The sequence below is a fragment of the Methylomonas rivi genome (genome assembly GCF_024505165.1).
GTDB classification, from domain to species: Bacteria; Pseudomonadota; Gammaproteobacteria; order Methylococcales; family Methylomonadaceae; genus Methylomonas; species Methylomonas rivi.
The window spans coordinates 1-20,243 of the sequence record NZ_JANIBK010000060.1 but is presented as its reverse complement, the minus strand read 5'-3'; the positions used below and the strand labels follow the sequence as shown (position 1 = coordinate 20,243).

General features: G+C 54.5%; 21 protein-coding genes and 1 other RNA gene. 16 read left to right on the top strand and 6 right to left on the bottom strand.

The genetic code is table 11. The annotated features are described in order from the left end of the window. Window positions 1-1,771, bottom strand: a 1,771-nt coding sequence (locus tag NP596_RS12145) for an Rne/Rng family ribonuclease (RefSeq protein ID WP_256615630.1), incomplete at its 3' end; no start/stop codon positions are given. 420 nt (window positions 1,772-2,191) lie between these two features. Here NP596_RS12145 and rluC point away from each other — a divergent pair. The 7 genes from rluC to recR all read left to right on the top strand — a co-directional run bounded on the left by rluC (window position 2,192) and on the right by recR (window position 7,517). Continuing rightward, the gene (rluC, locus tag NP596_RS12140) at window positions 2,192-3,151 is read left to right on the top strand and encodes a 23S rRNA pseudouridine(955/2504/2580) synthase RluC (RefSeq protein WP_256615629.1); all 960 of its coding nucleotides are present in this window, start codon (window positions 2,192-2,194) and stop codon (window positions 3,149-3,151) included. Then, complete coding sequence (locus NP596_RS12135) at window positions 3,135-3,782, top strand: HAD family hydrolase (protein WP_256615628.1); 648 nt, start codon at window positions 3,135-3,137, stop codon at window positions 3,780-3,782. The genes rluC and NP596_RS12135 overlap by 17 nt, the downstream gene beginning before the upstream one ends. 11 nt (window positions 3,783-3,793) lie before the next feature. Further along, window positions 3,794-4,762 carry a signal peptide peptidase SppA gene (gene sppA, locus NP596_RS12130; RefSeq protein ID WP_256615627.1) on the top strand — a complete coding sequence of 323 codons (969 nt, stop codon included), beginning with the start codon at window positions 3,794-3,796 and terminating at the stop codon, window positions 4,760-4,762. Window positions 4,763-4,836: 74 nt separating this feature from the next. Beyond that, window positions 4,837-4,933: signal recognition particle sRNA small type (gene ffs / locus NP596_RS12125), an RNA gene on the top strand. A 29-nt stretch (window positions 4,934-4,962) separates the two neighbouring features. Then, window positions 4,963-6,582, top strand: coding sequence for a DNA polymerase III subunit gamma/tau (gene dnaX / locus NP596_RS12120; RefSeq protein WP_256615626.1), 1,620 nt, complete (start codon window positions 4,963-4,965; stop codon window positions 6,580-6,582). Window positions 6,583-6,594: 12 nt separating this feature from the next. Continuing rightward, window positions 6,595-6,918: a YbaB/EbfC family nucleoid-associated protein gene (locus NP596_RS12115; protein ID WP_256615625.1), complete on the top strand. Its 324-nt coding sequence runs from the start codon at window positions 6,595-6,597 to the stop codon at window positions 6,916-6,918. Window positions 6,919-6,920: 2 nt separating this feature from the next. Beyond that, window positions 6,921-7,517, top strand: coding sequence for a recombination mediator RecR (gene recR / locus NP596_RS12110; protein WP_256615624.1), 597 nt, complete (start codon window positions 6,921-6,923; stop codon window positions 7,515-7,517). 17 nt (window positions 7,518-7,534) lie between these two features. On the opposite strand, the gene NP596_RS12105 is transcribed toward recR, so the two are convergent. The 5 genes from NP596_RS12105 to NP596_RS12090 all read right to left on the bottom strand — a co-directional run bounded on the left by NP596_RS12105 (window position 7,535) and on the right by NP596_RS12090 (window position 9,338). After that, the gene (locus NP596_RS12105; protein WP_256615623.1) at window positions 7,535-7,729 is read right to left on the bottom strand and encodes a hypothetical protein; all 195 of its coding nucleotides are present in this window, start codon (window positions 7,727-7,729) and stop codon (window positions 7,535-7,537) included. A 195-nt stretch (window positions 7,730-7,924) separates the two neighbouring features. Next, window positions 7,925-8,086, bottom strand: coding sequence for a hypothetical protein (locus tag NP596_RS12100; protein ID WP_256615622.1), 162 nt, complete (start codon window positions 8,084-8,086; stop codon window positions 7,925-7,927). Between the two features lie 86 nt (window positions 8,087-8,172). After that, window positions 8,173-9,009 carry a sodium:calcium antiporter gene (locus NP596_RS12095; RefSeq protein WP_256615621.1) on the bottom strand — a complete coding sequence of 279 codons (837 nt, stop codon included), beginning with the start codon at window positions 9,007-9,009 and terminating at the stop codon, window positions 8,173-8,175. Window positions 9,010-9,063: 54 nt separating this feature from the next. Further along, on the bottom strand, window positions 9,064-9,162 hold the full coding sequence (locus NP596_RS22050) for a hypothetical protein (protein ID WP_371927947.1): 99 nt from the start codon (window positions 9,160-9,162) through the stop codon (window positions 9,064-9,066). A gap of 38 nt (window positions 9,163-9,200) precedes the next feature. Next, window positions 9,201-9,338, bottom strand: a complete 138-nt coding sequence (locus tag NP596_RS12090; protein ID WP_256615620.1) for a hypothetical protein — start codon at window positions 9,336-9,338, stop codon at window positions 9,201-9,203. Window positions 9,339-9,442: 104 nt separating this feature from the next. Here NP596_RS12090 and NP596_RS12085 point away from each other — a divergent pair, with 104 nt between their 5' ends. From NP596_RS12085 to NP596_RS12045, 9 genes are all read left to right on the top strand, one after another. Next, a complete protein-coding gene (locus tag NP596_RS12085; RefSeq protein WP_256615619.1) occupies window positions 9,443-12,043 on the top strand; it encodes an MMPL family transporter in 2,601 nt (866 codons plus the stop codon). 10 nt (window positions 12,044-12,053) lie between these two features. Then, on the top strand, window positions 12,054-13,232 hold the full coding sequence (locus NP596_RS12080; RefSeq protein ID WP_256615618.1) for a hypothetical protein: 1,179 nt from the start codon (window positions 12,054-12,056) through the stop codon (window positions 13,230-13,232). A gap of 32 nt (window positions 13,233-13,264) precedes the next feature. Beyond that, window positions 13,265-14,230, top strand: a complete 966-nt coding sequence (corA, locus tag NP596_RS12075) for a magnesium/cobalt transporter CorA (RefSeq protein ID WP_371927948.1) — start codon at window positions 13,265-13,267, stop codon at window positions 14,228-14,230. Window positions 14,231-14,243: 13 nt separating this feature from the next. Next, the gene (locus NP596_RS12070) at window positions 14,244-14,612 is read left to right on the top strand and encodes a hypothetical protein (RefSeq protein ID WP_256615616.1); all 369 of its coding nucleotides are present in this window, start codon (window positions 14,244-14,246) and stop codon (window positions 14,610-14,612) included. Window positions 14,613-15,019: 407 nt separating this feature from the next. Beyond that, window positions 15,020-15,613 carry a Pvc16 family protein gene (locus tag NP596_RS12065; protein WP_256615615.1) on the top strand — a complete coding sequence of 198 codons (594 nt, stop codon included), beginning with the start codon at window positions 15,020-15,022 and terminating at the stop codon, window positions 15,611-15,613. After that, window positions 15,610-16,431, top strand: coding sequence for a hypothetical protein (locus NP596_RS12060; protein ID WP_256615614.1), 822 nt, complete (start codon window positions 15,610-15,612; stop codon window positions 16,429-16,431). The genes NP596_RS12065 and NP596_RS12060 overlap by 4 nt, the downstream gene beginning before the upstream one ends. A 40-nt stretch (window positions 16,432-16,471) precedes the next feature. Then, complete coding sequence (locus tag NP596_RS12055) at window positions 16,472-18,649, top strand: phage tail sheath family protein (protein ID WP_256615613.1); 2,178 nt, start codon at window positions 16,472-16,474, stop codon at window positions 18,647-18,649. 12 nt (window positions 18,650-18,661) lie between these two features. After that, a complete protein-coding gene (locus NP596_RS12050) occupies window positions 18,662-19,117 on the top strand; it encodes a phage tail protein (protein ID WP_256615612.1) in 456 nt (151 codons plus the stop codon). 3 nt (window positions 19,118-19,120) lie between these two features. Beyond that, the coding region (locus NP596_RS12045; protein WP_256615611.1) for a hypothetical protein at window positions 19,121-20,243 on the top strand (1,123 nt) is incomplete at its 3' end.

Genomic DNA, 20,243 nt, shown 5'->3' with positions numbered 1-20,243 from the left:
GGCTGCCGCCGGGACGGTCCCGGTCGCGGTCGCGGCGGTTGTTACGGCCGGTCTTGGGCCGGCTATCGCCGCTTTTTTCCGTGGTCTCTTCCTTTTCGGCCGTTTTGGTTTGGCCGATCAAGCGCTGCCAAAAACGTTGAATCAAGCTGGTAGAGGTTTTTTTATTTTGCACTGGGGCCGGCGCATCGGGCAAGAACTCCTTGACCGCCGCTTTTTCGACTTTAGGGGCTGTTTGTTTGGCGAACTCGGGTAAGCTGATGTCGTCTTCCTTGATGTGCAGATGGCTGGGTTTGTCTTCCAGGCCTTCCAAGGATTTGATGCGTTCGATGTCGTAAGCCGGCGTTTCGATGTGTTTGCTGGGCAACACGACGATGCTGACCTTCAGCCGGCTTTCCAGTTCTTGGATGGCGGAGCGTTTTTCATTCAGCAAGAAGGTGGCGCAGTCGATCGGCAAATGCGCAATCACGCGCTCGGTGCCCTTTTTCATGGCTTCTTCTTCGATCAAACGCAACACCGCCAAGGTGACGGATTCGACGTTGCGAATAGTGCCTTGGCCCTTGCAGCGCGGGCAAGTCAGTTGGGTGGAGTCGCCCAGCGACGGACGCAAACGCTGCCGGGACATCTCCATCAGGCCGAAACGCGAGATGCGGCCGGTCTGGATGCGGGCGCGGTCGATTTTCAAGGCGTCGCGCAGGCGGTTTTCCACTTCGCGCTGGTTTTTGTTCGACATCATGTCGATAAAGTCGATCACGAACAGACCGCCCAAGTCGCGCAAACGCAATTGGCGGGCGATTTCGTCGGCGGCTTCCATGTTGGTGTTCAGCGCGGTTTCCTCGATATCGCTGCCTTTGGTGGCACGGGCCGAGTTGATGTCTATCGAGGTTAAGGCTTCGGTATGGTCGATGACGATGGAGCCGCCGGAGGGCAAGGATACTTCCCGCTTATAGGCCATTTCGATTTGGGTTTCGATCTGGTAGCGGCTGAACAGCGGCACGCTGTCCTGATAAAGCTTGGCTTTGCTCAGGTTATGCGGCATCACCTGCTTCAGGAAGTTGGAAGCCAGTTTGAAGGCGCCGTCCTGGTCGATCAAAATTTCGTCGATATCGCCGCGCAGGTGGTCGCGCAGGGCGCGGATGATGACGTTACTTTCCTGGAAAATCAGGAAGGGCGCGGTTTGTTCGTGGCTGGAGCGTTCGATGGCTTCCCACAGCTGCATCAGGTAGTTTAAGTCCCATTGCAATTCCTCGGCGCTCTTGTCCGAGCCGGCGGTGCGGATGATCAAACCCATGCTGTCCGGAATTTCCAGCGCCGACATGGTTTCGCGCAATTCGCTGCGGTTGTCGCCTTCTATCCGGCGCGAGATGCCGCCGGCTTTCGGGTTGTTGGGCATCAGCACCAGATAGGTGCCGGCCAGACTGATATAGGTGGTCAAGGCCGCGCCTTTGTTGCCGCGTTCTTCTTTTTCGATTTGAACGACGATTTCCTGGCCTTCGCGGATGTTGGCCTTGGTGGATTTGCTATCGTCGCCGTCTCCGCTTCTGTATTCCGGCGCAATCTCCTTAAATGGCAGAAAGCCATGCTTTTCGGCGCCGTAATTGACGAAGGCGGCTTCCAAACTGGGTTCTACCCGGGTGATGATGCCTTTGTAAATGTTGGATTTTTTTTGCTCTTTTGAAGGGACTTCGATGTCAAAATCATACAGTTTTTGACCATCTACCAAGGCCACTCGCAGCTCTTCGGGCTGCGTGGCGTTGATAAGCATTCTTTTCATTCAATTATCCTTGTTGTTATATGTATCCTACCGAAGAGTGATAAACAGTTTTGTATGTCTCGGAAAAAAGCGGCGTTACACGCCTGATCTAATTCTTTTTCTTTATTGGAGCGGGCCAGGCTGACTGAAAACGGCACATGACGTTTTGTTCGGGGCAGCGATAATCGGACTTGCCGAGGGCGGCGCTTGCATAGTGGACGATCTGTTTTTACCGGCTCTTGGTGTTGGATGCACTCGCTCATCATGGGTTGAGCGATAAAACCCGAAAAAATTCTTTTGGTCGGCGAGGACGCCCGGCGTCGAAGCCTACAGGTTATTTTCGTTAAGTCTATCCACAGATAAACTGGCCTAATATAGCAATGTTTATCAGGGGCAGCAATTTTAAACATGGGATTGAGATAAATTGCTATTATTCATGGCATGAAAACCGCATCCGAACAGACCAATCCGCAAGTGCAATGGCTGGAAATCAGCGAGGCCAATACCGAACAACGGCTGGATAATTTCCTGATCAGTTACCTCAAGGGCGTGCCCAAAACCCGTATTTACCGCATGGTCCGCAAAGGCGAGGTTCGGGTGAATAAGGGCCGGGTCGATGTCAGTTATAAGTTGGTATTGGGCGATATTGTCAGGATTCCGCCGGTCAGGGTGGCGGAAAAGAACGACGAAGTCATCGTACAGCCGACCTTGAAATACAGCCTGGAGAACCACATCTTGTACGAAGACGAAGGCTTTATCGTCTTGAACAAGCCCTCCGGCTTCGCCGTGCATGGCGGTAGCGGGGTGCAGTCGGGGGTGATAGAAGCCTTGCGGCAGATTCGTCCGCAACAGAAATTTTTGGAATTGGTGCACCGGTTGGATAAGGAAACCTCCGGCTGTTTGCTAATCGCCAAAAAGCGCTCGGTGTTGAAAGTATTGCATGAGCTGTTTCGCGGCGACGGCATACGGAAAACCTATCTGGCACTGTTGGCCGGACAATTCAAGCGCAAAAAACAGCTGGTGGATGTGCCCTTGTTAAAGAACGTCAACCAGGGCGGCGAGCGCATGGTCACGGTCAGTCAGGCCGGTAAATCGGCGGAAACGCTGTTTACTCGACTAAAAGCGTTTGAGGATGCCACGCTGGTGCATGCGGCGCCCAAGACCGGCCGCACCCATCAGATCCGGGTGCATGCGGCCTGGTTGGGGCATCCGATTGTGGCCGATGACCGTTACGGGGAAGACGCAGTCAACAAGACGTTTAAGAAGCGCGGTTATAAGCGCCTGTTTTTACATGCCGAGCAGTTGCAGTTTTTGCATCCGGTGACCGGCCAGGCACTGCATTTTACGGCGCCATTACCCGATGATTTACAAGCTTTACTGAGTCATGAAAAACCGCTTTGATTTAATCATATTCGATTGGGACGGCACCCTGGTGGACTCCATCGACTGGATCGTGCAGTGCATCCAACGGGCCGCCGCCGAATACGGCTGTCCGGTTCCCGAGCCGCAGGCCGCAAGGGACATCATCGGTTTAAGTCTGGAAAACGCCATACGGACCTTGTTTCCGGATCAGGATACCGATACGCGCGGCAAGCTCGCCGCGCATTACGGGCAACAATTTTTCTCCAGACAGATCGGGCCGGATGACTTGTTCCCCGGCGTGCGGAATATGTTGCGCGGGTTCAAACGGCAGGGTTTCCGACTGGCGGTGGCGACCGGCAAGAAATCGGCCGGCTTGGCGAAAGCCATGGAAGCGACGGGCGTGGCGGATGTGTTTTGCACCACTCGCGGTTCGGATCAAACCGCTTCCAAGCCCGATCCGTTGATGATAGAGGAAATTATCGCCGAATTAGGTGTCGGCAAGCAGCGCACCTTGATGGTAGGCGATTCGGTGCACGATCTGCAAATGGCTTTGAATGCGGGGGTCGCCTCGGTGGCGGTGACCTGCGGCGCGCATTCCGAAAATACATTGAAACAATATCGGCCGTTGCGTTGTCTAGCGTATCCGACTGAGTTAGTAGGCATTATTTAAGAGGTTTAAGCGTGGACAATCATCAACAACCGAATACATCCGATGACAATGCACCCGGCTGGGAAAAAGCGGTATTGGAAAAGCTGGCTTTCGCCGCCATAGACGAGCAAAAAAGGAGCCGGCGCTGGGGCGTGTTTTTTAAATTTTTGACCTTTGCCTATCTGGCGGTGGCGCTGGGAATGTTCATCTATCCGCGCTTCGAGTCCGAGGTGAGCGCCGGTACGGCCCACACGGCCGTGATCGATGTGCTGGGCATGATTGCCGACGGCGAAGCCGCCAATGCCGATGTCATCATAGAAGGCCTGAGGGATGCGGTAAAAGATAAAAATACCAAAGGCATCATCCTGAATATCAATTCGCCAGGCGGCAGCGCGGTGCAAGCGGGCTACGTTTACGAAGAAATCCGTCGGCAGAAAGCTCAGCATCCGGATTTGCCGATCTATTCGGTGGTGGGCGATATGTGCGCCTCCGGCGGTTATTACATTGCGGCGGCCAGCGATAAAATTTATGTCAGCCAGGCCAGTCTGATCGGTTCCATAGGCGTGATCATGAACGGTTTCGGTTTTACCAATGTGCTGGAAAAACTCGGGGTCGAGCGGCGCTTGCTAACCGCCGGCGAGCACAAGGCCATGCTGGATCCTTTTTCGCCGGTCAACCAGCAGGAAGCCAAGCACATGCAATCCTTGCTGGACCAAGTGCATCAGCAATTCATTGCCGCGGTGAAGCAAGGCCGCGGCGACCGTTTGAAAGAAACTCCGGAGATGTTCTCGGGGTTGGTTTGGACCGGCGAGGAAGGCGTCAGATTGGGTTTGGCGGACGACTTCGGCAGTGTGGATTCGGTGGCTCGGGACGTGTTGGGTGCCGAGGAAAAAGTCAACTTCACGCCTCAGGAGCGTTTGATCGATAAATTGGCCGGTAAATTCGGCGCTTCGTTCGCGCATGCCATCGGTACGACAATTAAATCCATCAATTTTCAATAACGGGCTTGCCAAGACTGCCGTTTTTAAGGATAATGCGCAGTCTTCGGCGACAGCCGATGTTTTTATGGTTACCGTGTCGGTCCTCTCGCAACGATACGCTGTAAACCCCGCCAGGCCCGGAAGGGAGCAACGGTAGCAGCAGATTCGTGTGCCGGGATGCGGCTGGCATGGTAACCGCCCATTCCCCGTCTTTGTCGCCAATGGCTTATCAGGTTCTTGCCAGAAAATGGCGTCCCAGTAATTTCTCCCAGCTAGTCGGCCAGGAACACGTCAGCCAGTCTCTGATTCATGCTTTGCAGCATGATCGATTGCATCACGCCTATTTGTTTACCGGTACCCGTGGGGTCGGCAAAACCACCGTGGCGCGGATTTTAGCCAAAGCCATCAATTGCGAAAATTTGCAAGACAGCAACCCTTGCGGTGCCTGCCCGGTTTGTCTGGATTTCGAGCAAGGCCGCTTCATGGATTTGATCGAGGTCGATGCCGCTTCCCGCACCAAGGTCGAGGATACTCGCGATTTGCTCGACAACGCCCAATATGCACCCAATCAAGGCCGCTACAAAGTCTATCTGATCGATGAAGTGCACATGCTGTCCGGCCACAGCTTCAATGCGCTGTTGAAAACCCTGGAAGAACCGCCGGCGCACGTCAAGTTTTTACTGGCCACCACCGACCCGCACAAGATTCCGGTCACCGTGCTGTCCCGCTGCCTGCAATTCAATTTAAAACGGCTGCTGCCGGAGCAAATCGAACGGCAGATGGGTTTTATCCTGGGCGAAGAACGGATCGGTTTCGAGCCCGCGGCGCTCAAACTGCTGGCCAGGGCCGCCGACGGCAGCATGCGCGACGGTTTGAGTTTGCTGGACCAGGCCATCGTTTACGGTAGCGGCAGCGTCAATCTGGCCGATGTCACCAGCATGTTGGGAACCGTGGCGCAGCAGCCGATAGACGACATTTTGCGTGCGCTGGCGCATCGGGACGGCAAGGAAGTATTGGCTAAAGTGGCCGAAGTGGCCGAATTGACGCCGGATTTTGCCGATATCCTGCAGCAGATGTTGCGGGTGTTGCACCGGGTGGCCCTGTTGCAGCAACTGCCGGATTTTGTCGATCAGGAATTCGATCAACAACTGTTGGCCGAGTTGGCGCGGGCATTGTTACCGGAAGATGTGCAATTGTTTTATCAGATCGGTTTAATCGGTCAGCGGGACCTGGATTTGGCGCCCGATCCGCGTAGCGGTTTTGAAATGGTCGTGCTCAGAATGCTGGCGTTTTGTCCGCAAACCGCCGACAGTCAAGCTGTTGAGCCGCCATTGCCCGTTAACACGCGTCCTAGCCCTGTCGCGCCGGTTAAAGCGGCTGCGCCGCAGCCGCGGCAGGCAAGCAGTCAAATACCGCCGCCCGCCGTAAGCGAGCCGGGGGTACAGCAGGCAGGGCAGGGCAGGCAAGCCGAAAATTGGAATCAAATCATCGCCGCGCTGCAAATCGGCGGCCGTACCCGCGAACTGGCCAACAATTGCATATTGGACGGCATGGACGACAATATCTGCCGATTGCTGATCGATCCCGGTTTTCAGCGGGTAGGCACGGTGGCCGAAGAAAAATTACGCGAGGCGCTGCAAAAATATTACGGCAGACCTTTAAAACTGCAAATCACCCCGCAAATCAGTCAACAATTGACGCCGGCACTGGAACAGCAAAAAGCCCGCGAAGACAGGCAGCAGGCGGCCGTGGACGCCATTCACGCTGACCCGAACGTTCAGGCTTTAAGAGATGAATTCGACGCCAGAATTTTGCCCGGCAGTATAGAACCGCTTAACTAAATGGGAGAGACCATGAAAAACGCACTCGCAGGCATAATGCAGCAAGCCCAAAAAATGCAAGACAACTTCAAAAAAGTCCAGGAAGAGTTGGCCGCCATGGAAGTACAGGGCGAGTCCGGCGGCGGACTGGTGACGATTTTAATGACCGGCAAGCGCGAAGTGCGCAAAGTCCATATCGATCCCTCCCTGGTGGGCGACGACAAGGATATGCTGGAAGATTTGGTGGCGGCGGCCATCAACGATGCGGTGCATAAGGTCGGCAAAATGAAAAAGGACAAAATGGCCGATGTGACCGCCGGCATGCCCTTGCCGCCCGGGTTCCAAATGCCGTTTTAAACATGCAAAACGCGGGTTTGCTGAAGGAACTGATTCAAAGCCTGTGTTGCTTGCCGGGCGTGGGGCCCAAATCCGCCCAGCGCATGGCGTTTCATTTATTGCAGCGCAATCGCGACGGCGGCCGGCAACTGAGCCAGGTATTGGCGCAAGCCATGGAAAACATCGGTTATTGCCGCGATTGCCGTACCTTGACCGAAACCGACGTTTGCGAAATATGCGCGAACCGATTGCGCGAGGACGATGTGCTGTGCGTGGTGGAAAGCGCCGCCGATGTTTGGGCGATCGATCAAGCCACCAGTTTTAAAGGCAAATATTTCGTGTTGCACGGCCGTTTGTCGCCGCTGGACGGCATCGGCCCGGATGAATTAGGCGTTGACAAGCTGGAACAACGCTTGGCCGCGGGCGGGATCAAGGAAATCATTTTGGCCACCAATTCCACCATAGAAGGCCAGGCCACCGCGCATTTCATCGGCGAAATCGCCAACAAATTCAATATTCGCGCCACCCGCATCGCCCACGGCGTGCCGATGGGCGGCGAATTGGAGTTCATCGACAGCGGCACGTTGGCGCATGCCTTCGCCGGCCGGCGCGAGGTCTAAACCATCGGCCGTTGCGGCTAAGCTCTTTGCTTGAACCAGTAATAAGCATAGATGCCGACAATCAAGAGCGAGACCAGCAAACCGCTGGCCAACTCGTCATAAGCGATTAAGCCCGCACCAGTGCCGGTGTTTGTTTGCGGGCCGTCCGCCGCGAAGCTCGGCGAATTAGTCGCCGTCAAAAACAGCAATATTGAAGCAAGTGTTTTTTTCATTATGGGCTCCAAGAAGTTGATTGTTATTATATCGAATCGATATGATAACGCCGATTTTCTTGCAGCCGCAAGCGGTAATTCGCCCCCGTCATTCCCACGTTTGTGGTAGCGGCGCCGGAGCGGATTTACTGGCAAGGGGTTCCGCGCAACGCGCGACAGCATAGTGAAGTTGTTTTTTGACGGGCCCCGTGATATTCAGAACGCGTCTTTCAATGATCCCAGTACGCTGAGCGGCGAACCGGGAATGCTGGCGTAGCGCCCACTGGAGGCGCTTGCGTAATAGTCCTTATCCAAAAGATTGTAGATGTTCAATTGCAGTGTCGGCTTGTGTTGACCAATACGAGGACTGTGAGCCAAGGTGGCTGGCAAATCACGACCCAAAAGAGTGTGCGCCAGGACAAGCTGGCAAAGGATAGGAGGTGAAAGTCCTCTACGAGAAAGGTCTAGCCCACCGTCTCGGCCCCGAGTGATGCGCGGTTACTTGTGAGGGTATTGCCAAAGGCCAAGGTGTCCTTGCCGCGACGAATCCATAGAATACTATTGACTTTCTCGGGCAGTTCGGTTGCTATCGGAATTATCAAAAGAGATAGCAGCAGCGAAGATATTCCGAGTAAGTTTGCCATGCCCTCCACGCCAGAGATAAAACCTTCGGCCCCGGAAACCAGTAACCTAAGGCCGATAGCCAGTTGCAGCAGAATGGTTAGCATATTGGTTGGCAGGCCCAGTCTGACTATATACATTTTATTTTCTGCCTCGGTAGCGTGGCCATCCTTGACCAAGTGAGCGGAAGCGCGAAGTGTCAATAGGATGTAGAAAAAATAAGTGAGAACAAGCGTAATGCCCAATGCGCCGCGGATATAGCGCGCCTCCTGGGGGATATACATGGCAGCAGCGGCCAATACGAAAGCAAACAGGAAAAAGTTGATATCGCGAATGAATCCGGTTCTTTCGGGACGAATATGGCCCGATGCGCCCCTCCGGCGAAAAACAGAAAGCGCCATTAGACAGGTCGATAAAGTCGACAGCATTAACGGGGCGCCGAGGATGGCTCCAACCCCAATTTCTTCATTGACCTGCATATTTGACGTACCTGCAAACAAAGCCAGCAGAGGAATCATCGTTTCGGGCAGGGCTGTGCCGACTGCGGCGAACAATGATCCGGTAACGCCTTCCGAAATGTTTAGCTTTTCGCCCAAATGCTCCAAGGCATTCGTAAAGAGTTCCGATGCCACCAAAATAACAATGGTCATCAAGAATAAGGTTGTTAGATATGCTGTCACGAAATGATCCTTTATTTGTGGTGGCAAGAAGGGATAATTGTAGAGTGCGAAGGGTTACTCAGCTTTTTCAGGCTTGCGATTTACCTTAACCCATTCGATGCGTGGGCCATCCATTTTGAAAATAGTGACCTCAAATTCATCGAATGAAACCAATTCGTTTTCTTCCGGGATGTCGCATAGTTTGGCTAAAATTAACAGCCCACCAATGCAAAATGTGGTGCGCCTTGGCTAAATAGCCGGAAGAGTTCTAATGCCGGCAGATTTAACTGTTCAATATACGCCATGGAACGGTTAACCCGGCTGTAAAAAAAATATAAAAATTTTTTCATTCTAATTCTTAGAGGTGATAGCAAATTAAACTGGGGTAGTTTTAACTTGAATCAGGAAAGGCAATGACACAATCACACGATTATTTCAGTGGAAATCAATATTGATGCCCGTTCTAACTGATCGCCTCTTTGCAGCTTTATCCAGGCTAGCCTTGCGATTTCCCTGGCCAATTCTGCTGCTGTTTATCGCAGTCAGCGGCATCAGCCTGAGTTATACCGTTGATCACCTGGGCATCAACAACAATACCTCCGAAATGCTCTCGCAGGATTTACCTTTCCAGAAGGTCAGGCAGAAGCTGGAGCAAGCCTTTCCGATGGACGCTTCCGCCATTATCGTGGTGGTGGAAGCACCCACTGCGGAACAAACGGCGATGGTGGCCGCACTTGTCAACCAACGCTTGCAAACACAGACGGATTTGTTCGAGTCCAGCTATATGCCGGATGAAAACCCGTTTTTCCGGCAGCAGGGCTTGTTATTTCTCAGCCTTGACGATCTTGAAACGCTGTCCAACAAACTGATCGATGCCCAGCCCTTTATCGGCTATTTGTCCAATCATTACCATTTTGCCGGCTTGATGGATATCATTTCGCTGGCGTTGCAGGGTCAGGAAAACGAGTTGACCATGCCACTGGAACCCTTGTTAAGCGCCGTCGATGAAGCCATCGTCACGGTCGGCACAGGTCAACCGCATTATGTTTCCTGGCAAAAGCTGTTGACGGAAGCCGATTTTGGCCGCGACCAGACGCGACGCCTGATCATTGCCAAACCGCGTCTGAATTTCAGGCAACTGATGCCGGCTCAACCACCGATGAGCTATCTGCGTGGTCTGGCCAGAGAAATATCAACCGCATACCCCGCCATCAAACTCAGCTTTACCGGTGAAGTGCCGCTCGAGCACGAGGAATTGGAAACCGTCAGCCGCGGCATGGTGATTTCCAGCGTGGCGTCGTTATTACTGGTCCTCTGCGCGCTGTGGATAGGCTTTCGTTCGCTGCGGTTGTTGTCGGTGACCTTCATCGCGTTGATTGTGGGCCTGGTTCTAACCACCGGTTTTGCCGCATTGGCGATTGGCCATCTGAATTTGATATCCGTGGCTTTTGCAGTGCTTTACATTGGTCTAGGCGTCGATTATGCCACCCACTTCTGTTTGCGTTATAAGGAATACCGGCAACAAGGGTTGCCAAGTGAACAAGCCATCTTCAGCACCCAAAATACCATCGGCACGCCGCTGTTTTTATGCGCCTTTACCACTGCAATCGGTTTTTTTGCCTTTGTCCCCACCGATTTCAAGGGCGTATCGGAGTTGGGCATTATCGCCGGCGTCGGCATTTTTATCGGCTTGCTGGTGTCGTTGACATTGCTGCCCGCTTTGTTGAAACTGCTGCCGTTGTCCAGCTTGTCCGCCAACGACCGCTCCTTTTTGCCGAATTGGGCTTATGCCTTTCCATTTCGGCATGCCACAGCGATTCGTATCAGTGCCTTGCTGCTGGCAATCGGGGCCAGCTTTATGTTGACACGACTGACATTCGATTCCAACCCGGTCAATCTGCGCGATCAAAACACCCAATCGGTCATCGCCTTTAAAAAACTGCTCGGCAGCAAAACCGATTCGCCGTTCGCGACTTCGGCACTCACCGACAGTTTGAGCCAGGCCGACCAGTTGGCCGCGCAATTCGCCAAATTGCCCAGCGTCCACGAAGCCATCACCTTAAGCAGCATGGTGCCGGAGCAACAGGACGAAAAACTGGCGCTGATCGACAATTTGAATCTGATCATGCCGACCCAGTTGAATCGATTCGCGCAGCCCCGCGAACAGTCCGATGTGCGCGCCGCCTTGGTCAAGTTGGTCGATACGCTGCAAAAAACCGCCGCCGAGCCGTCTCCGATTGCAGGGCATGAGTTGCTGGCAAAGCTGCATCGGGATGCGATGCATTTCATAGAACAAGCGGATCAAAGTCAAAATCCGCCAAACACCTACGCAAAATTGGAACAGAGCTTGTTCGAATTAATGCCGCAGACCATGCTGCAATTGCGTGACGGCTTAACCGCATCGGCATTCGCCATCGACGACTTGCCGGACTACATCCGCAGGCAATGGCGCAGCGATAGCGGCGTCTATCGGGTACTGGTGTTGCCGGAACAGGATCTGAACAATCCCGAGCATCTAAAGACTTTCGTCAATGACATGCTGGACACTTACCCGGAAGTATTTGGTTTGCCGATTGGTGATGTGAAATCCGGCGAAGCAATAGTCGCCGCCTTTGTCCAGGCTTTTTCCAGCGCTTTGCTGATGATTGTTCTATTGCTGTTGGTGCAAACGCGCAGCCTGAAAACCACGTTGTTGATTATTACGCCGTTATTGCTGGCGGCCCTGCTAACCGCAGCCACCAATGTACTGCTGAACAACCCCTTCAATTTCGCCAATATCATCGTGCTGCCGTTGCTGCTGGGCATCGGTGTCGACAGCGGCATACATATCGTGCATCGCTTGCAGCATCCGCTCGAGGAAAAACAGGACTTATTGCAGACCAGCTCTGCCCGCGGGGTTTTTTACAGTGCGTTGACGACCTTGTGCAGCTTTTCCAGCCTGGCATTCAATACCCATGCCGGCACCGCCAGCATGGGCTTGTTGCTATCCATTGGCATATCACTGATGTTGATTTGCTGCTTGCTGGTGCTGCCGGCATTGAGCCATAAAAAATGAAGGATTGTTGATGAAATTAATTGCACGAATCGCAATAGGGTCGCTACTCGCAGCCGGGTTGCAGGGCTGCATTTCCCCGCTGGCCTTGGATCATGCGGTGATGGCCTACGACCAAACCACGACCGAAATTCAGTCCAAACAATTACTGCTAAACATAGCCCGCGCGCATAGACATCAACCCTTGCACTTTACCGGGGTGTCGAATATTGCGGCGACCTTCAATTTTCAGTTCAATGCCGGCGCTACGCCGGCCATGACCGGCGAATCCGGTTCGTTGTTGACCCCGATCTTCGGCGGCACGGTGTCGGAAAATCCGACCATCAGTATCGTGCCGATCGAAGGCGAAGAGTTTACCCGCCGCTTGCTGACGCCGTTTCAGGAAAACAAGTTGACGATGCTGCTGAGACAAGGCGCCGATATCGATTTGATCTTACGTTTATTAGCCGGCGAATTGCGTATCAAAGGCGATAAACAGGATTCGGTCTGTGACAACTCCCCCAAGGACAGGCAGGCTTACCGCTGCTTCCGGCAATTTGTGACACATTTGTCGTCGATTCAGGATCGGCGCTTGTTGTTCGTTGAGCCATTGATGTTTGACCGCAGCTGGCAAGTGGCGGCGGATTCTCTGACTGCGGAACAAAGAGCCAATCTGCAAAAAGAATTTAAGGTCAAACCCGACATTAGCGGTAAAGCATTGACCATCACCCAGCGGGTAACCGGTCGCGTCATCCTGAGTAATTACGATCCGCAGCGCCTGAGCAACGAAGAACGCATAAAACTCAATGACGATGCCGACGATGGCGCGATGAACGACGTTATGGTCGATATCCGCCCGGATTATCCTGGTGGCGAGTTGCCGTTGCACGGTTTTTTTCGGCTCCGCAGTTTTTACAATGTGTTGAATTTTATTGGCAGAGGCCTGGACGACCAGCCAGAATTCTCGGTAGACAAACACCCCAACACCCCAGCGGTCACTGAAAATCCGATTGAAACCTTGGGCATATCGGTTTCCGAAAACCAGCCCGAAGCGGATTCCGTGATTGAATACGAAGGCTTGTATTATGCGGTAACGCCGGAAACCGGTTACCAATGGAATCGCGAAGGCTTTCGCTTGCTGCATCAAATATTTCAAATGACCATGGCCGTGTTGCCGCAGCAAGCCGCGCCGCAAATTACCATTTCCAAATAGGAGGCCTTTTGACCCAAAAAATCGACCACGGCATGATCATGAAATGCGTGGCTTACGAAAACGGCATCAGTATCGGCGATATTACGCTGGAAGCGATCAGCGATGTGCTGCAGCGGGAACATACCTTTGTATGGCTGGGTTTGCGCGAGGCCAACAAAGAGCTGTTGCTGAAAATACAGGAAGAATTCGGTTTGCACGATTTGGCCATTGAGGATGCCTGCACGGCGCATCAACGACCCAAACTTGAAGAATACGGCGACTCGTTGTTCATGGTGTTAAATACCGCTCACCTGGGCGAACAGCAAGTGGAATTCGGCGAAACCCACTTGTTTCTGGGGCCGCGTTTTTTGGTGACGGTGCGGCATGGCGCATCCCGCAGCCTGGGCACGGTCCGGGAACGCTGTCAAACCATGCCACACCAACTAAGTAAAGGGCCGGGATTTGCCTTGTACTCGATCATGGATTTCGTGGTGGACAGCTATACGTCGGTCATCGATGGGCTGCAGGCCCGTTTCGATGTATTGGAGTCGGCCATTTTTCAATACCGCCCCAGCCGGCAAACCATGGAAGGACTGTACGAATTAAAGCGGGAATTGCTTTTGCTGGAAGGCGCTATTACGCCGGTTATCGACATCTGCAACGAACTGATGCGTTTTCACAATGGTATTGTGCCTAAAGATGTACGAGTATATTTCCGTGACGTTGCCGATCATGTCAAACGCATTCAGCAGAGTATTCACGGCATGCGGGAGATGTTACTGGCAGCCATGCAGGTGCATCTGACCTTCGAAACGGTACGGCAAAATGATGTGGTCAAAAAACTGGCCGGCTGGGGTGCTATTTTGGCCATTCCCACCATGATATTCAGCTGGTATGGCATGAACTTTAAACATATGCCCGAGTTGGAATGGGAGTTTAGTTACCCGCTAGTGATAGGGGTGGTTGCGGCGGGCAGTGGCTTGTTGTTTTGGCGCTTGAAAAGAGCTCGTTGGCTATAACGGATTACGGAATATGAACCCAACCCAAGTAAAATGCCTTGTAGTTTTTACCTTGTTTGCCCTTATAGGCTTTGGCCCAATATCTCCCTCGTGTTTGATAGGCATATACATTGTCATCGAACGCCCGCGCTGGTTCTTTAATCTGGTTGGGAATTTATATGAAAGACAGCCGCCACTTCAAAACCGGGTTTCACCTGATTCTGAAAAGCAGACCAGACGAACTAGAATTAATTGCTTTTTGAGTTTGCTGGGGTTATTTATAGCTGATATTGCGCCCATCCCGGTTACAGCATTAATTGCATTTACGGTAATTTTAAATAGACCTTTGTGGTTTGTGAGAGTCGTTGCCAGTGTCTATGGTAAGGACTTAAAAACGGAATAAAGAGTTAGAGGTTAGCAATGTCAGGTCAGCGCTAACAGCCAGACTTTCGCAAGTTCGATTTTAGGCTACATGAATGTCGCAAAGTGGCCGGATAGCCGTCCGGCGTCGATCGGTCGCGGCAAAATGCTTCATGGTTGGATGTGTTCATCAGTCTGACCGGATAAAAAATATTCTATACGAAGCGCTGCAAAGCTTTTGGATCGGCGATGGCTTTGAATGCGCGTCGATCGGTTACCAATCAAGTATTTAGCAAGTGAAGCTCCATGAGTCGATTAAGTTTGTTCACGAAAATTTAATCTTTTGTCAACCTTGCATGTTTAAAACTATGAACTAGATTTGATATAAAAAATGCGTTTGCCGATTCCAGCGGGTCCTTCCGCAACGGCAAACCGAAAAAAGGGGCGGGTATGGCAAATTACACGGCTGTTTCGGGAGTGCTTGAGGCGCTAAAAGCCTATCTTGAGCAATTCAAGGATATGCTGGATGCCGTGTCCGTCAGCGTGGAAATTCTCAGTAGCGAAACCCTAAAAGCCGGCCCCGTCGACGCCACCCATAAAGTCGGCATCTATTTACACCGCATTTCCATCGATCCCTTCGGCAGAAACCGCCATCTTCCCCCAAAGCCCGGTATAGGCAATCAACCCCGAAAAGAGCTGCCGCTGAATCTGCATATCCTGCTAATCGGCTGGAGTAAAACTACGTTCGAGCAGGTGGTTTTGGCCTGGGCCATGCAGGTGCTGGGCTCTGGCACCGAGCTGGATGTGGCGGATATAGAAGACCATATCGGCGACAGCAACCGCAATTGGCAGGACCAGGACCGGGTGCAAATTCTACCGGAAGACATGTCCAGCGAAGATTTCATGCGCATGTGGGACAGCCTGCCGCACGACTATATTTTATCGGCGCCGTACATCATCAAAACCCTGCGCCTGGAACCGGTGCGTGACGATGGGGGCGAACCGGTGCAAAGCATCGTATTGCCGGTCGGAGAGCTGCAGTGATCCGCTTCAAGGAAACCCTGATTCGGCAAAGCAGCGATGTGATCCGCTGGCTGGACGGCACCGGCAGGGAAGGCCAGAAAAACCCGGTATTAAACGCTTTGCAAATCGACTTGGACGACGATTTAGCCGTAAAGGGATTGAGTTTACTGCATAAGCCGGGGGTCAGCATTATCTGGCGTTCTCAACTGCCGAACGCGGAGCAATTGCAACGCACGGCGGAGCCCGGCCGGGCCACGGAAATCCAAATGGCAAGACCCGCCGAAACGCCGTATCAACTAAAAGGCACGGTGCGCGACCCGGCGGGCCAGTTTAATCCGCGTACCTTCATTACCGACTGCGGCAACAACAGTTATCCGCAAATCGCGCTGTACCGCTCGGTGGTGGGCACCCGGCTCAGCCAAAACAAATCCTTGCAAGGCCTGCTGCGTTACCAAAAACAAGCCGATGAAAGCGAAGCGCGACCCGCTTCCTGGGCCTTGGTGACTTTGCAGGTCGATCTCGCCGGTACCGGCGACAGTTATATTTTTAACGCGCAGGCGGATATCAACGGCTATTTTCAAATTCCGGTTACCCGCCTATCGGTAGCCATGCTGACAGCCGGCTTTAGCGCCGAGTTGAGCGTCAAGGCCGATAAAGCCCAAGCCGGCGGCTTGTTTCCGGATCCCGATCAAATGACGGCCATGCAAATTGCGCTGGCAGATGGCGGCGTGTTTGCGGACACCCAAACCGTGCTGGCCGCCAATCAGAACCATCGCCTTACCTTGGGTTTTGTTGCCGATGAAACCCGCGTTAGCACCCTGGAGTTAAAAAGTCCCTAATCAGGTTACATCAACCCAAGATCGTTGAAGGAGGCACACCATGCCCGAGTATCTCGCCCCCGGCGTATACATAGAAGAAAAGAGCTTTCGAGCCCGTTCCATAGAAGGCGTCGGCACCAGCGTGGCGGCCATCGTCGGACCGACCCGCACCGGACCGTTCCGCGGCAAGCCGGAGCCGGTGACCAGCTTCGCCGATTTCGAACGCATCTACGGCGATCTTGAGGATTTGCAGTTTGCCGGCAACAAGACCCAGCTCAATTACACCGCACTGGCGGCGCGGGCGTTTTTCGACAACGGCGGCAAACAACTGTTTGTCAGCCGGGTGGTCAAGGATGTCAACGCCAGCAATACCGCGACCGACGGCAGCAGCGCGGTGCGGGCCGCGCGGGCCAGCGCCGACGGCAAGCTAAGTTTTAAAAGCCGGTTTCCCGGCAAAGTCGGCAATTACGTGTTGGAGCTGCATTGGCAGGACAGCGAAAACCTGTTCTCCTTAGAAACCACCACCGCGCCGCTGGAAGGCGAAGAACTTTATCTGGAAGCGACCAACGTGCCGCAAGAAGTGCGGGTCGCGGCGGGCGATTTGCAAGCCAACCGCTTTCCGATTTCCCTGAAAGTGCGGGTACGCCGCAACGGCGCCAATTTCGATATTCTATCCGGCGAAATCAAGGACAAGGACGATGCCGATGCGGCGTTGACCCGCTTGGTGATCGCCCAATTGCCCGCCGCCAGCAGCAAAATCAGCCGCGTTGCATTGCGCACGCCGGCCAGCGGCAAATTGCAGGCCGGGGTGGCGGTCGAGTTGCGTTTGTCGCAAGTCACCGATCTGTCCAATGTCAGTGGCGTCGCACACTGGGGTACGCTGACTGTGTTGAAGGGTTCGCTAAAAGCGGACGCCGGCGGCAATCTGACCTTGATCAATTTGCCGATGGCGCAAAACGCCGGTCTGGCGGCTGATATCGATTTCCCCATTTCAGCGTTGGCTGCCTTGCCCGGCAATGTCAGTGCCTTGCTGGTGCGGCGCAATTTCGATCTGGACGTGTTGCGCATAGACGATATCGACAAGCTGCGCAAGGGCGCCGCCGGCGAGGTGGTGTACCGGGTCGGCGGCCTGTCGACATCTGCGACTGCCGACGATTCCTTGGGCAAAAAATTGTTGGCCGACCCGGCCACCCGCGATGCGCAGCTTACCCAGCCTATCGCCTGCACGGTGGCCGCCGATGCCAACGTATTCAACCTGTTGCATGCCTTGTTCGACAGCGCCGCGCTGAATACCCCGCATCCGGTCAACGGCCCGCGCTATCTGATAGAGCTGCAAAACGGCAGCGACGGCGACATACCGGAAAGCGGCGATTACGCCGGCGAAGTCAACGACAAGGACGGCAATACCGGCCTGTCCGCCTTCGAACAGGTCGAGGATGTTTCCATTGTGATGACGCCCGCCGCCGCCGCGCTGGACACCACGGCCAAGCACTTGGCGGTGGTGATCGAAATGCAGAAACACTGCAAGCGCATGCAATATCGGGTCGGCATCGTCGATAGCGAAGCCAACATGAGCATCAGCGAAATCCGCGACTTCAAGTCCAACCTGGACGATACCCGCCTGGCGCTGTATTACCCCTGGGTGGTGACCGCCGACCCGACCGGCAAACGCAGCACCCTGAGCCTGCCGCCCGGCGGCTTTATCGCCGGCGTCTACGCCAATACCGACGTTAGCCGGGGGGTACACAAGGCCCCGGCCAACGAAGTCGTGCTGGGCGCGCTGCATTTCGAGCAGGACATCAACCGCTTCCAGCAAGAGCTGCTGAATCCCAACGGCATCAACTGCCTGCGTTCCTTGCCGGGACGCGGCCACAGGGTGTGGGGCGCCCGCACCACCTCCAGCGATCCGGAATGGAAATACGTCAACGTGCGGCGTTATTTCCTGTTCCTGGAACGTTCGATCGACAAATCCACCCAGTGGGCGGTGTTCGAGCCCAACGGCGAAGCCTTGTGGGCCAGCATCCGCATCTCCATCGAGGATTTTCTGTACAACGAGTGGGTCAACGGCCATCTGTTGGGGCCGACCCCGAAACACGCCTATTTCGTGCGCTGCGACCGCAGCACCATGACTCAGAACGATCTGGACAACGGCCGGCTGGTTTGTGAAATAGGAGTGGCGGCCTTGAAACCCGCCGAGTTCGTGATTTTCCGCATCGGTCAAAAGACCGCAGACGCCTAGAGGTGAACCACCATGGCCGTATTTAGAGAAACCCCATATTCCGCTTTTAACTACGTGGTCGAACTGGAGCCGGGGCAGGGCGACCAAGTCGACGCCGGCTTTTCCGACGTCTCCGGCCTGAATGCCGAAGTTACCATCGCCGAGTACCGCAACGGCAACAGCAAGGTCAACCACGTGACCAAGATTCCCGGCATCCACAAGGCCGGCGACGTCACGCTGAAACGCGGCATCATCGGCGCGCAAAACCTATGGACCTGGCTGGACGAAGTGCGCCAGGGCAAGCTGTCCGGCAAACGCAACATCAGCATCAAACTGCTCAACGAAGACCGTTCGGATACCGTGGTGACTTGGCGGCTGAAAAACGCCATGCCGATCAAATGGACCGGACCGACCTTGACCGGCAAGGGCGGCGGCGACGTCGCCATCGAAGAGCTGGTGTTGTCGGTCGAGACGGTGGATCAGGAATAAGCCATGGCACTGGCGGATTCCCGGCTGGAGATGCGGGTCAGGCCCGCGGCGGTGGCTGATCCGGTGATGGACGTGGCCATGCTCGGCCATTGCCCAGGCAACGCCCGCTGGGATTTGCTGTTGGAAAGTCCGCAAACGGTCGCGGAAATAGCCCGGCTGGGTTTTGCCGAGCAGATGGAAACCTTAGCCAAGTGGCAACGGGAATTAGAGAAGCCGCAGGCCGAGCGCACCATGGCTGAGCCGGAGCCGGCCTTGCTGGCGCTTTACGGCCTACCGATTCCGCTGTTGAGTCTGGCGCATTTTCAGGTGTTGTTTCCCGATGCCGAGCATCAAGCCGCGGCATACCGTAGCCAACTGGCCGGCAACAGCGCCTGGCTGCCGGCCGCCATCGCCGATTTTTTCCAGTCGCCTCAACCGGGTGCGTTGGCGGACGGCGCCAAAAAACTGTGGCTATTAAGAATTCCGGAATGGCAGGGACAACAGGGCTTCTTGCCCGACCCCTATGCCGATTACGGCGACCCGCAACGGCTGCCGGCTTTCGATCGCGCCATGCTGATACCCAATCTGGGCGCAATAGCCTTGCCCGATCTGGAGCGTTTGCAGATACCGGCCAATTTGATCGATGTCCGGCGCATGCGGCTGGTCAATCCCAATCCGGTGTTTTTGCCTTGCACGGCATCGACTACGGACGATCACCGCGAGCGCCGACGCGGCGAGGAAATTCCGCAACCGGCGGAGGTCTGGCCCTTGCAAAGCGTGCTGACGCCCATTTTGCAAACCCTGAGAAAACGCCGCCCCGATCTGCAATGCCTGTTGACCTTACCGTTGGAACAAGCCGGCGAAGGCAGTTTGCCGGCAGTGGCGCGGGAAGCCCGGCTGGCGATTCAAACGGCCGCCGACAGTGCAAATTCAGGCCTGCATGCCATGCAGTTTTTGTTTCCCTATCTAAGTAATCGCGAGCGGCCGCTATGCAGTCCGGCCGGCTTGATCGCCGGCGCCATGCTGGAAACCAGCCAACGCCTCGGGCCTTGGCGCTCGATGGCCGGCAGAACCTTGCCCGGCATGTGGCAGCTTTATCCGCCGCTGCACAGCCAGCAAGTGGCCGAGCTGCGCGACCGGCCGGGCG